Raw genomic sequence first — 13013 nt, forward strand, 5'->3', positions numbered from 1 at the left:
TGCCCCATGATGCGTTATCTAAGATTTGTTTACAACAACTTTCTACACTGTGCGCTCAGGCTGAATAGTCACGTTTTCCAAGTCGGTAGCTCATTTCCTCAGCGATCCCTACATTGTCAGCGACAGAGAATTCTTTGATGACTTCGATGGCCTCACGCTTGCCAATTTTGGCTAGAGCATGACTGAACCACTTTGCGATTACCTCGTCGTCAGAGGATGTATAAGCGAGGAAGTCAAACCCACCTTCGAGTACTGATCGAATGCAGGGAACGCTCGAGAGGCTTTTGAGCCTCTGAATCTCCATCGTCACTTCCTGATGCAGTTCGTGTCCAGGCATAACAAGGAGGCCATTGAGGACATCTGCCTTTACCCATATCGTTATACACAACTCTGAGCTGATCTGGCGACCCCTGAACCCCGTTGGCCGGTCAAAATCCCCCACCTCTGGCCACCTCAAATTCCCCCACCCCTGACCGCTTAGCGGCGCTGTAAAAGCGCCCAGCAGTGGCCACCGAGAGCATCCCGCTGCGGTCAATGACTGAGATTGCCCAGTCTCTAGCTTCTTCCGGTTCACACAGCCCGACTTCTAGCCCGATACGGAAATACAGCGAAAAACTTGCTAGCAGCCTGTCGGACTTGCGAAACTAAAACACGATTGCGCGCCTGAAACGAAAAATATTGGCTCTGGATACCATTCGTGGCATTTAAATGCGGAAATTTAGCCTAAATTTTCAGCAAGCGGTCAATAAAGTTTCTTTTTTACCCATAGTCCGACAGGCTGCTAGCGACTGTTTCATATGATCTTAGTTTGACTTGCAATGTCCGCTTCTGGCCGGCTCCGGCCGATTGTACTTGACTGCAGTCTGACGTCTGCCGTCTCCGCCGCTGGCGACCCAAGGCGGACCAATCAATGCCCGTTAATTCCTCCTGGAGGACAGCGCCCTGACCGGTTCAACGGTACATACCAACACGTAGTCTAAGAATTCAGCATTTTTCGCAACAAAGCGGAAAGCTCTTCCGGTATGAATTTGGCAATATAGGCGTCGGCGCCGACCCCGTCGACGTGCGCCTCGTTTGCTGCGCCCGACAGGGATGAGTGAATTACGACGGGGATGGACGAAAAGCGGATATCCTTTTTTATTTTACGGGTCAGCGTAAAGCCATCCATTTCAGGCATCTCCAGGTCGCTCAGAATTAATGCGACGCGTTGGCGAGCCGAACCGCCACTGGACGCGGTTTCGAGTTCGATCTGCTGAAGCCTATCCCACACCTGCTTGCCCGAAGCGAGCATCTCGTAATTGATTTGCAGCTCTTTCAGTGTAGCTTCAATTAGCGTGCGGGCGATTATCGAGTCGTCTGCGGCGATGAGTATCTGGTCGTTCTTCAGCACGATGGCGTCGCCGAGCTTACCTTTGGTTGGCTCTGCCGGTCGCTGGAACAGGCGCAAGATCGATTCCACATCCAGCACCTGGGCCAGTCGCCCGTCAACACCATCGCCATTTATTTTCGCAATGCTGGTAATAAGTGCCGTCGATGTCGCCGCATCGCTGGGTAGCACATCGGTCCATTCTAGGCGCACGATTTCGTCAACGGCGTCGACCGCAAAGGCCTGGGTGGTTCGCGCGAACTCCGTGATCAGCATGAGTTGCAAGGGACCCGTGGGAATGCATCCCACGACGGACGGCAAATCGATTACAGGAATGATTTCGCCGCGCACGTTGACCACTCCCAGCATATGCGGATGGCTGTCAGCAATCTTGGTCACCTCGGGCATAACAACGATTTCGCGCACTTTGAATACGTTGATCCCGTACAGTTCGGTGTGCGCGCCGCTGGCATCGCCCCCCAATCTGAACAGGAGGAGCTCCATCTTGTTCAAACTGGTTAAGTTGCTGCGTTCGTCGATTTCCTGTTGAAAGCTATTCATCTGTCACCACAAGTGAAAACGCGGCGCACGGCCACGCTTATTCGGAAAAAATGGATTGCGGCAGACGGGGCCGGCAGGACGACCTAGTTTCAAGGGCATGGAAAACAGGAGACTAGACTATATCTGGAATTGATTTCACTAGCTTACACTTCTGCGCTGGCAAAGTGATTTGTACGCCACGCGGCGACGGCAAAATCGCGCTTCGCCTTATGGAATATGGGCGTACTGAGAATTATTTGCAACTTAGCCAGCGTTGCTGTGCGCCCACGGGGACGCGAATTGAAGAGAATATAGTTTCCAAAATGAAATAATACATGCTAACGTTGACCCCGTTCCTAATCGTATTTGCAGGATATTCCATGCCCGATTTCAGTTCAAACATCGCAGTCAATCAGCATTACCTCAACAAGGTAATCGACTTGAGCGAGAACATGCGGGTTGAAGCGAGTGAAGATATTTTTGACGCCCGCGGCAACAAGCTGTTGGCGAAAGGCACGCAAGTGTCTCGGGCGCTGCAGGAGCGACTCATTGTCCATAAGCTGAAAAAACCGTTGGAAGCGTGTATTTTTGTCGAAGGGGGCGTCAACGGCAAGTCGGTCAGGCAATCGGCGGATCGGGTGCTGGCGACCTCGGCCGCCTTAAGCCACATTCTTGCCGTGACCCAGACAGACGGCGTATCGCCGGTCGGCTTGTTATCTCATCTGAAATTTGGCAGTGCTTTGAGCATGATGCTGACCATTGCGGATCGCGAAGGCGGTAGTGCGCTGGACCATGCTGTGACGGTGAGCCTGCTGTCGATTGCGATCGCGCGCAAAGCCAGGTTGAGCCAGACGGACCAAACGATTGCCGGCCTGGCCGGATTGCTCCACGACATCGGCGAACTGTATATCGATCCGGCATTTCTCGGGAAGGGAAAGCGCTTGCTACCCCACGAGTGGGCGCACATCGTTGTCCACCCCCATACCGGAATGATGCTGATTAACCAGCTGGAGTCATATCCGCAAGGCGTAGGGCGTGCTGTGGCCGAGCACCATGAGCGCAGTGACGGAAGCGGCTATCCGCGTCGGCTTACTGGCCCTGCCATCAGTATGGCTGGACATGTCGTTGCCATCGCCGAAACCGTGGCAGGCGTGATCGTGAAGGATCATCCGTTGGAGCGCGCTGCGCTCGCGCTGAAGATTATCCCTGGTGAATACGCTCGGGAAGTGGTTTTCGGCCTATCGGGGGCGTTCCGTGGAGGTCCGCCTCCCGTACATGAGAACGATGAGCGCAGTTACAAGGTGGATGCAGAGGATGTGCCCAGACTGCTTTCAAGAATCGACGCGGCTTTGAAAACCAGCCAAACCATACTGATTTCATCCGGTTCAAAGTCAGCCCGTGTAAAGGAACTGCTGGCAGTAACAATCATCCGCATCCAGCATATACAGCGGGCGGTCATCAGCACCGGTTTGGACCTCCCGTTGGGTCTGGACCCTGAACGACTAAGCAGCGAAGATCTCGCACTGATGTTCGAACGAAACGTCGCAACACGAGAAATACAGTGGCATTTGCGCGATATCGCGCGTGACCTAGCGTTGCAGAGTGTCCAGTCGGACGATCGGCTTCTGCTAGTTCCGCTCATTAATCTGCTCGACGACGACTACTCACAGCATCTCAATTCTCTACTGCATGCTCATCCCGCGCAAGCTATGGAGGAGTTTATCTAGCAGAATTAAGTGCGCTAGCTGTCTCACGCAACAAGATTTTCGCCCGCAAAGGACGCCAGTCTGCACTAACATTTCGTCATGACTCGAACGGCGGCTTTTGGCCGATCACTGCCGATTGTACTCGACGGCACGTCGGCGCCGGCCCGCTTGGTTTTTGCCGCCCCACAGCGGTCGTAGACCTATCAACTACAATAGGACTACGCATACTGCCACACGCTCCACTGTCGAGCCGCAAATCAGCGTAGTTTGCCGTTTTTGTTCACGCTCCCGCTTACGACTTTCTATGCAAACCAAAGTACTTAGCCCGTCCGATGTCAATGCCTATCGCAGCTTGCGGCTATCGGGCATCCTCGAATCGCCCGGTGTCGCGTGGGCATCGCATGAGGAGGAAAGCTTGATGTCGCTTCAACAAATGCAGCAACGACTGACGGCCACCCCCCTCAATCTAATTTTTGGCGGCTTCATCGATGAACGCTTGGTCGCAATCGGAGGATTCAAGCGCGAAGCCATGTCCCAGGTTCAACATCGCGGCAATATCTGGGGTCTGTACGTTTCACCGACGGTTCGCGGCCAGGGAGTGGGCGCTCGTATGCTTACTGAAATGCTCGATCATGTGCGACAGATTCCGCAACTTGTGCAGGTAACCTTGGTCGTCAGAAGTGACAATGACGCCGCCAGGTTGATGTACGAAAAATTCGGCTTCATCAAGACGGGCGTCGACCGCCGTTCCACGTTTATCGACGGCGGCTACCATGACGAAGATCGTATGGTGCTTTTCCTCGATACCCCTTGAGCTTCCCATCATGCAACGTATAACCAACCCACAATTTCGGCCCCATCGGCCGGCGCAAAGTTAGCGAGCGCCGCTATCATATTTTCAGTGATCAATTTCCATGCTTCCTGTTCATGCGCGCCTACGGTGACCGGCAGCTTTTGGCCGATCTCTGTCGGATTGTACTCGACGCTTACGTTGCCGCACCTATCTCGACAACTGGGGCGCCGTGGCGGCCGTGCGACGCTTAAATAATGATGAACTCGGGATAGATCTGGACACTTTCGACTGCGTCGAACTGTCGTGGAGACGCAGTCGCAATTCCCTTTGCCGGCGGCGTGATTCACGCCAACCGCCCGGGCTTGCTACAGGATGGCAACATGGCGGTGTACTGGTATGGCCTGGCATCGTACTTGGGCCATGCGCTGGCCCGACACAACCTCGGAGCCATGATTGATAGCGGACGCGCTGCGGTGCGCGACACCATGCGCTGACACCAAGAATTACCGGAAAAGCATGTTCTTATGAACGTGCGCTATTGGCGCCGACTGGAGCATTTGAAACGGGTAATGTCATCACTTCTGAGTGCGGCATGTTTGCTGCTTCTGCCATGCGTGCGCTGGCGCCACATACGAAAGCTTGATGCTTTCATTTCCGTGCGCATCAGTTCGATCACAGCTTGCTGGTTCAAGCCAAATTGCATCTCGATGGCATCGAAGGTAGTACGGTCCTCCCACGCCATTTCAACAATACGATCGATTTCTTGGTCGCTTAAAGCACGCTTTTGCATAATTCTCCTTTTTCTTCCAAGCACGATAGATAGGATATATTGCTGACACGAGCGCACCATCGCTTCGACCGGCGTCCATCGGGGCTCTGTCGCATTAGCAAAATATACCATTACCTGTAGTATGGCTTCGTAGAGGCCGGCCTTCCTGTACCAACGAATACATGCTGCTTCGAGCAGAAAGAAGACTACGAAGCCCGCGAGACCAAAGACCCCGTGAACTAGCAATCTCGCGCAGCGGTGCTTGCAATTTGCTTACGCCAATTCTAGAAAGGTCTCCTCGCAGCTCATCAAATATCCTTCTCTCGCCCATGAACCAGGCCTCACCCATAGGCGAAACCGGCTTGTGGAAATGCCCGCGAAGTCGGGCCAATGCAAGGTCATCAATCCCGTTTCCCGGCTGGGAGTCAAACCGATCCATTTAGTCTCTCGTTTCATTTTTACTGGCATGTCGATCCCAGCGCAATTCAGATCGCGTAACGCCTCGACACTTTGTTGAGGATGGTGTCGCTGCATGGGTTCATAATTTCGAGCGTACGAATGGCCGCTGTCGGCCGGATGCCGTCGATTGTACTTGACCATCGGCGAGCATCCCGAGCGCGGCTGCTGTCGTCGCAAAACGGATATTTTTTGTGACAGAAAAAGCATATTTTAAAATACCTATTCAGCACGGCGCAGACCCGCTCAACCCGCCGGAGGTACTTGGATTTGGAACTCTATCTTCCAGTCGTGGCGGCCCGTACAGCGTCGTCTCAGCCAGCCACCAGCCGACACCTGCGGCGCCAAGGAAAGACCGAGCAGCAGCGCTGCCATCCCGAAAATCTCTCGCAGCATTTCGTTCACGGCAAGCCAGCACACTGACTTTGTGCGCGGTCCAACGCCGGCCCTGCTTTCCGCGCTACGGTCACTAGTGCCGAGTCTGTTTGAAGTATCCACGACCTGCGGCTGTCGACTTCATACTGGGGATCAAATCATGAAAACGAGCAAAAAAAACGGAGCAACATCCAAGGACCCAAACAACTGCGAACCCGTCCACGCAAGCGCTTGCACCATCAATATTCACATCAAAAGCCGTGGCGACGTGAACATCTATAACTGCGCCCCGCAGCGTTCACCGGACACTGCCTGCCCACCACCAGAGGACGACACCTGCCCGCCCGGGGTTCCCGGCGCCTGCGTACCGGTGTCGCTGGGGGGCAAGCCCAAGCAGAGCCGCCGCAACAAGCTCGACAAGCTGCTGGCAAACAATCGGGTCCCGAGCGCGCTGGGCGCCTCGCTCTTTCACATGGCGCGGCGCTACCTGGCAGGCAAAACGCCGGCCAATGCGCTGGAGGAACGCGGCTTTGCCACGCTGCGCAGTTTGCCCAAGGAATTGAAACGTGTGCTGTCGTGCGCCAGCGAATCGCTCGACAGCCTCTCCAGCGGCGAGCGCAACCGCCTGTTCGATGCAAGCCTCCTGCCAGCAATCGAGCAACCGGTCGACCTCGCGCAATTGGCAACCGCGTTCGCCCAGGAAATTGCCGCTCGCGTCGGCATCCAGGCTTTCGACGACGCAGCCTGTGCAACGAACGAACACGCGGGCCGGGTGCGGGTGCGGCCATTCGTGCCGGGAGAAGAAAATTTCGATCCGCTGGTGAGGATCTGCCGAGTCAACGGTCTGCGCACCAGTTCTTTCACGCCGCCCCTTGCCCTCGGCGACTACACGCCGGCTGAAGTGCAGCAGCGCTGCCGCGTGATTCTGGAAGGCGGCGAACCGCGGCAAGTGTGCGACGTACAAGCCGTCGACTGCCCCGGCAACGATCTAAGCGGCGCCTGCCAGCGCGTGCTCGAGATCGAAGCGGGTCAGGGCGTGGTGGTCGAGGGTGTGAACTTTTCAAGTGTCGACGCCACGGTGAGAATAGCGACCAGGGCCGCGCCTGAAACAGTGCTGCGTGAAGTTCCCGCCCAGTTGTGCGGCGACGACGAAACGCCGCTCACGGAACGCATTCAAGAGCAGGACCGCCTGATCCTCGATTGCCGCGTCCATGATCGTCTCACGTTTCAGGTACCCGGCGACCTTGCCCCCGGCGTGTATTCGTTCCAGGTCGCCGTTCCCAATGTGAGCCCCTTCCCGGGCCATGGCCCCGTGCTGCTGTCGAATGTCGAATACATCAGTGTGGCGACGCCGTCGAGCGCACGCTTCGAGATCAAGAGCGAGACCTTGTTCGCGCGTGCGGAAACGTCGCCCGCTTCCTTTGGCTCGGACGAAGTGGGCATCCGGATCCTTGCAGTGCCGCTGTTTCCCGACCTGTCATCGGGCGACGCGCAGTTGCCCAACGGCGGCGCGGCAATCCGCTTTACCGACGTCGACAGCGGCGAGACGCGCGCGATGGACCATGTGCTCTTCTCGCACCAGCAGCCGATTGCCGGCGTGGCGCTGTCGATTCGGGGCTTCGAAATCGATGGCGAGGAGGCATTCGAAAAACAGATAGAGAACACCCTTGATGTTTTCATTTCGATTCTGAAAAACCAATTGGCATTCGTGCTCGACCATCTCAAAGAGGCCGGCGGCATCGCCAGCAAGCTGGCAAGCTACGGCCTGCAGGGATTGATCGCGGGCGCTATTGCAGCAGCGGTGGTCGTTGCGATTGATGTATTTGTTGCACTGTGGGCGCCGGCCGATCCGATCATCGAGGATATGATCGGCCCCAGCACACAGGATCTGGTGGAGCTGACCAGCATGAACTTTGCGCTGCCGGCAGCGAGCGAGCATGTCACTCCGCAAGGAATCAAGGTCAAGGTCACGCCGCTGGGCAAGATTGCCGGGCAGTACCGTGAACGGCGCGAGTACATCAGCGACGATGAAGACAGCCGCTACGAAATTGTGTTCCGCTACACTCGGCTGGCATAAGGTCGAACCGCCGGGATCACGCCCACGCCTGTTGCGCCGGAATGCTCAGTTTGGTAGGGCTTGAAAGGCTACAACTTTCTGATGCCCTGCTCGATCGTGGCAATGTCATCGACCAGGTATTGATCGGCGGGCGCCAGCGCGAGTTGCCGGCGCTTGGCTTCCAGCAAATGCAACAGTTCGGCGCGCGCCGGGGCATAGCGCCGCGCCAGCTCGACCAGCCCCGACAACACATAGGTCCGCTGGAATAAATTAAAAAAAGGAAAGGCTTTCGGGTCGGCACGCATCAGCGTCGCATAGCGCTTCAGCGCTTCCGGCTTGTTCCCGGTGATCTGGTTTTTCCTGGCAAGACAAAGCAAGTCCCAGGCAATGTCGTCGTCCATCAGTAGCTCGCATACCAGCATTCACGCTCGCATTTGAAATAATATTTTGCCGTGTAGCGATAACACATTTCCTGGTTTTGAACGGGCTCGCGCGCGCAAATTGCTCTGAAGTCGACGTTTTGATTTTCGCAGTTGGACTGCATGCAACGCATGTAATTGTAGTCGCCGGGCGACGGCAGCAGCGGGTCGCTGTCCATCGATCCGGGGCCCGCCCCGCCGTACCAGGGGTCGTCGCCATATTCTCCCTCGCCGTTTCCAACGCCCCAGTCGGCGGCGACATCGTCGTTGTCATTCCATTCATCGGCGCCCGCGCCCCAGCCGTCGTCGTAACTGCCGCTACCGCCGAAATCACCGCCGTCGTACCAGTCGCAACCGGCCTCCCCCCACCATGAGCCGCTGCAACCGCCACCGCCGCCACTGTCGGCCAACATTGCGTGCGGTCTCGACTTGCCCATCATTGCGGCATACGACGTGCGCCCTTTCTGGATAATCGGCGTCATGTCGAAGTGGTAGTTGTTCGGCCCCGTTACCACCACGCTGCGCGACTGGCCCGCACCGGTCACGGTCAGGACATAGCCGTCGCTACCGATGATCTTGGATAACTTGCCGTTGCGATCGTAATACCGCGTCCGCACCAGTCCGTTGGAGAAACGCGTTTCCACCAGCTTGCCGTCCCGGTCATGGAAATAATCGATGGTGATGCCGGTTGGAAGTATCTTGCGGCTGAGTTTACCCGATGGCGCGTATTCGTACTTGGTGATACCGCGCGGGGTCTTGAGCGTCAGCAAGCGACCATGTTCGTAGGTGGTGTCAAAGTGAAATCGGTCGATCACGGAAGGCGGCGGTTTAGCAGCTTCCTGCGCACGTGCCGAGCACAGAAACGTCAATGCGGCCACCGCCGCCAGCACTCTTCTCATCATTTTCTCCGGTAGTACGCCAGTCGGTTGATTGGCAGTGTACAAATCCAGATTATTGATTTATTAACTTATCAACTTGCGAGCGCTCAACTGTGTGTGGGGAACTACAACAGTCGCCCAGAAAGCCACAGGCAATCCCCGCTGCATAGGCGACCAGGTCCAGCCATTGAAAGCCCGTTCCAAGCACCAAGTGGCCAGGCGTGGTGGCGCGCAGCGCATTGATCCACGGTGCCTGGTACAGCTGCGACGCTTCGACCAGCCACGCGAAGGCCAGTGCCGCGCCCGCCAGGCGCGTGCGTGACAGCGCCGGCTTGAAGAAGGCGATGCCGAGAAACACCATCAGCGCCCACAGCGCGTCGCCCGTGTAGCTGCCCAGGCTTGCCGGAAACAGCGCCGGGTAGGCGCGCGACGCCAGGCCGAGCGCGACCACCAGCACGAGGCCCAGGGCAAGCCAAGGCCTGGGGCGTCGGTACGGGGCCAAAACGCTATTGCTCGTTCGGGTGCGGGTCAAGATTTCCTCATCATCCCAGTTTGCGGGCAGCCCAGATGGACGGGGAGCCCAACCTGAAGTAAGCTGCAATATTGACGAATATTACACTTCGCATGGCGTTCAAAACGCCATTCAAGACATGTGCGAATCAACTGGCAGAAAAGAGAAGTGATGTTCGGTTTTTTAAAAAAATTTTTCACCCTCAAGGTTGCGGTCCCGGCCCCGCCGGAAGTCATGCCGGTAGTCACGCCAGTGCCCATCACATCGGCAACCGTTGAAGACGACTTGCTCATCAACGCCTACTGTTCGGTCAACACCTTGCCCGCGCTCGACTTTCCGCATACCGTGCAAGGCAGGCGCGATGGGTCCGACCCTGCGCTCAAGGAACATCTGCGCGGTTTCGCCGGCTGGGTCCGCAGCCTGGCCAACGGCGCGATGACGCCGGCGCGCTATGCGGTGCTGCGCCACCTCCAGAAAGTCAGGCATCACGTCAGCATCCTGGTGCATCCTTCGCACATGGACCGGTACAGCGCCTGGGCGCTGCAAGCCAATGCCATCGCATTTTTGCCAAGCGGATTTATCTGCGATCCCGCCACCGCTGTCCTGCTCTCGCCCGACGGCGCCGACGATAATCCCCAGGCCTGCGTTCCCTACCCGCAGGCGGCGCACCAGCGCAAGGCGCGCACCGAGGCGTTGCTGGCCAACCGCAACTTGACGCCGGCCCCCAGCCTGCCGCCCGTTATTGCAGAATCGGAAGTTGTGCTGCGCAGCGCCGGCGCCGTGGCCGAGCGCCTCATGGCGCTGTTCGCGGTGGCGGTGCGGGCCGAATCGGTCGCCTCGAAAAGCCCGATGCCGGGCGACGAGATCATGCACCGCCTGGGCCTGGCCGACACGGCGTTCAGTGCGCAAGAGCGCAAGTTCATGGCCGACACGATGCCGACCCAAAAGGATACCGTCAAGTTCGGCTGGTGCTACGAATGCGCCTATACCCTGGCGTGGGCGGCGGGCGTGTTCGACAAGTTGCCTTTTCCGGCGGCTATTTGCGACGTTGAACTGATCGCCCAAACACTGCTGAAGCTGCGCGCGGCCGGCGTGCACGAAGCGGCGCGCCTGCGCCCGGTTGCGCAATTGCTCGATTGCCTGGACCTGCACCAGCGCCTGCATTGGATCACGCGCCAAGCGCAAGCGGACAAGCAAGCGACGAGCGCCGGCCTGGAAGCGGGCGTGATCCAGGAACGGCACCGCGCCTTGAACTGGCTGGTGCAGTTTGAAGACGCCGCGTGGGACGACGTGGATACGCCGACCTAGTGTCCCGCATGATTGATGGCGGCCCCGGCCCTGGCCTGGGCCGCGAGCGCTGCGGCGTTCTCGCCCGTTAGCGAGCGCAGGAATGCGGCCAGGTTGCGCTTGTCCTCGTCACTGAGCGCCAGCGGCGTGACCAGCGGATCCTTGCCAGGGTTATCGATGCCGCCGCGCTCGTAATACGCAATCACATCTTCCAGCGTCGCAAGCGAGCCGTCATGCATATACGGTCCGGTAATGGCCACATTGCGCAGGCTGGGCGTGCGATAGGCCCAGCGGTCGGCCCGATTGCGGGTAACCTCGAAACGCCCGCCATCTTCCTGCAGCGCCTCCGAAACGCTGGCCAGCGAGCGCTGCGATACTTCCGTAAAAACCCCGGGCGCCAGTTGCACCTTGTAACGCCGCTCGGCATCGGGCTGGCTGCGTAACCAGCCCAGACCCGTGTTGTGAAAGCGCCCATCTGACAACAGCGCGTGCCGCTCGCCCACCGTATGGCAGGCGATACAGCGGCCTTTGCCTGCAAACACGGCAAACCCGGCTTGCTCGGCGGCCGTCAGGGCTGCCCTGTCCTTGCCATAGCGCCAGCGGTCAAAGCGCGAATTTCCCGATACCAGCGTGCGCTGGTAGGCCGCGAGCGCTGCTGCAACATTGTCCCGGTCGGGACCGGCGCCGCGAAAAGCCGCCTCGAACAAGCCGGCGTAGTCAGCCATCGCACCGATCCGGGCCAGCACATCGGGCGCGCCGACGTTGCCCATTTCGATGGGGTTGAGCAACGGCTCCCAGGCCTGGGATTCCAGCGATGGCGAGCGGCCGTCGTGGAACAACTTGCCCACATAGGCAACGTTGAGCAGCGTTGGCGCGTTGCGCCGCAGCGAGCGGCCTTCCAGGCCAATCGACGTGCCCAGTTCATTAGCGGCAAAACCTTGTTCGGGGACATGGCACACGGCGCACGACAAGGTGCCGTTGCTCGACAGGCGGCGGTCCATGAACAGCTTGCGGCCCAGCGCGATCTGGGCCGGCGTTGCCGCCCCGTCCGAAGGCACTGGCAATGGCGGCAATCCCAGCGCCGGACTGGGGAGCGACACGGTCGATGGTTCGCGGCAGGCAAGCAGCGCTGCCAACAGCACCATCACGGAAAGACGTTTCACTTGCGTGGGCCGCGCGGTTCGAGCAGCAGCGTGCGGATGTCGTTGAGCAAAATGGTCGGATGCAAGAAGGACGTGCTGTAGATTTCGCGCACCTTGCCATTGGTGTCGATCAAGAAAACCTTGAGCATGTGCGCGAGCACGGGCACGCGCGCGCCCTGCGGCTGGTCCGCAGCGACGGTCACGTCTTGCCCGAAGCCATCGAGCAAGGGGGCGAGTTCTTTCCCCGAACGGGTGGTCAGGAAATGCCAGCGCAAGCCTTTGCGGTCGCGCATTTCCGCGTCGCCATACAGGCGCATGGTCTCGGGCGTGTCGTTGCGGGGATCGAAACTCATGCTGACGAAGCGCACCTTGTCGCGCAGCGTTGCGTCCTGCTCAATCACCGCTTTCAGGCTGTGCAGCGTTTCATAAGCGAGCGGGCAACCTTTGGCGTCCGTGCAATAGGTGTAGATGAAGGAAAACAGCGTGACCTTGCCCTTGGTGAACTCGGACAGGGCGTGCGACTTGCCATCGGTCTCGAGCACGGCGCCCTCGGGCGCGGCCATGATCTGGTACAACTTGTAAGTGCCCGGCGCCGGCGCCTTGAATGCCAACGCCGGCACGGCGGACTGCGCCGCCAGGCCAGGCGCAGGCAGCGCGGCGTAGAGTAACGCCAGGCAACTTGCCGCGTTGAGAAAATTTTTCATGAACTTGTCTG

The 13013-nt window shown here is 58.3% G+C and carries 11 protein-coding genes; 4 read left to right on the top strand and 7 right to left on the bottom strand.

Annotation, left to right across the window (positions count from 1 at the left end):
* Nucleotides 1-976: 976 nt before the first annotated feature.
* Nucleotides 977-1927, bottom strand: coding sequence for a chemotaxis protein (locus ACP7BV_RS19005; protein WP_426106034.1), 951 nt, complete (start codon nt 1925-1927; stop codon nt 977-979).
* A 359-nt stretch (nt 1928-2286) separates the two neighbouring features.
* On the opposite strand from ACP7BV_RS19005, the gene ACP7BV_RS19010 reads away from it, so the two are divergent.
* Both ACP7BV_RS19010 and ACP7BV_RS19015 read left to right on the top strand, forming a co-directional pair.
* Nucleotides 2287-3633, top strand: coding sequence for an HD-GYP domain-containing protein (locus ACP7BV_RS19010; RefSeq protein ID WP_426106036.1), 1347 nt, complete (start codon nt 2287-2289; stop codon nt 3631-3633).
* A 283-nt stretch (nt 3634-3916) separates the two neighbouring features.
* Entirely contained in the window at nt 3917-4426 is a 510-nt protein-coding gene (locus ACP7BV_RS19015; RefSeq protein ID WP_426106038.1) for a GNAT family N-acetyltransferase, read from the top strand.
* 514 nt (nt 4427-4940) lie between these two features.
* Here ACP7BV_RS19015 and ACP7BV_RS19020 read toward each other — a convergent pair.
* Nucleotides 4941-5195, bottom strand: coding sequence for a TIGR03643 family protein (locus ACP7BV_RS19020; RefSeq protein WP_133115090.1), 255 nt, complete (start codon nt 5193-5195; stop codon nt 4941-4943).
* Between the two features lie 1078 nt (nt 5196-6273).
* On the opposite strand from ACP7BV_RS19020, the gene ACP7BV_RS19025 reads away from it, so the two are divergent.
* Entirely contained in the window at nt 6274-8082 is a 1809-nt protein-coding gene (locus tag ACP7BV_RS19025; RefSeq protein WP_426106041.1) for a hypothetical protein, read from the top strand.
* Between the two features lie 68 nt (nt 8083-8150).
* On the opposite strand, the gene ACP7BV_RS19030 is transcribed toward ACP7BV_RS19025, so the two are convergent.
* From ACP7BV_RS19030 to ACP7BV_RS19040, 3 genes are read right to left on the bottom strand one after another with little or no spacing between them, the layout of a single operon-like run.
* Nucleotides 8151-8462 carry a hypothetical protein gene (locus ACP7BV_RS19030; protein WP_426106042.1) on the bottom strand — a complete coding sequence of 104 codons (312 nt, stop codon included), beginning with the start codon at nt 8460-8462 and terminating at the stop codon, nt 8151-8153.
* On the bottom strand, nt 8462-9379 hold the full coding sequence (locus ACP7BV_RS19035; protein ID WP_426106043.1) for a hypothetical protein: 918 nt from the start codon (nt 9377-9379) through the stop codon (nt 8462-8464). The genes ACP7BV_RS19030 and ACP7BV_RS19035 overlap by 1 nt, the downstream gene beginning before the upstream one ends.
* Before the next feature lie 52 nt (nt 9380-9431).
* A complete protein-coding gene (locus ACP7BV_RS19040) occupies nt 9432-9890 on the bottom strand; it encodes a DUF2809 domain-containing protein (protein ID WP_426106044.1) in 459 nt (152 codons plus the stop codon).
* Between the two features lie 150 nt (nt 9891-10040).
* On the opposite strand from ACP7BV_RS19040, the gene ACP7BV_RS19045 reads away from it, so the two are divergent.
* Entirely contained in the window at nt 10041-11177 is a 1137-nt protein-coding gene (locus tag ACP7BV_RS19045) for a DUF4272 domain-containing protein (protein ID WP_426106045.1), read from the top strand.
* Here ACP7BV_RS19045 and ACP7BV_RS19050 read toward each other — a convergent pair.
* Nucleotides 11174-12319, bottom strand: coding sequence for a cytochrome-c peroxidase (locus ACP7BV_RS19050; protein ID WP_426106046.1), 1146 nt, complete (start codon nt 12317-12319; stop codon nt 11174-11176). The genes ACP7BV_RS19045 and ACP7BV_RS19050 overlap by 4 nt on opposite strands.
* Nucleotides 12316-13002: an SCO family protein gene (locus tag ACP7BV_RS19055; RefSeq protein ID WP_426106047.1), complete on the bottom strand. Its 687-nt coding sequence runs from the start codon at nt 13000-13002 to the stop codon at nt 12316-12318. The genes ACP7BV_RS19050 and ACP7BV_RS19055 overlap by 4 nt, the downstream gene beginning before the upstream one ends.
* Between the last annotated feature and the right edge of the window lie 11 nt (nt 13003-13013).

The sequence above is a fragment of the Massilia sp. TSP1-1-2 genome, from assembly GCF_049896185.1.
Classification (GTDB): Bacteria; Pseudomonadota; Gammaproteobacteria; order Burkholderiales; family Burkholderiaceae_D; genus Telluria_A.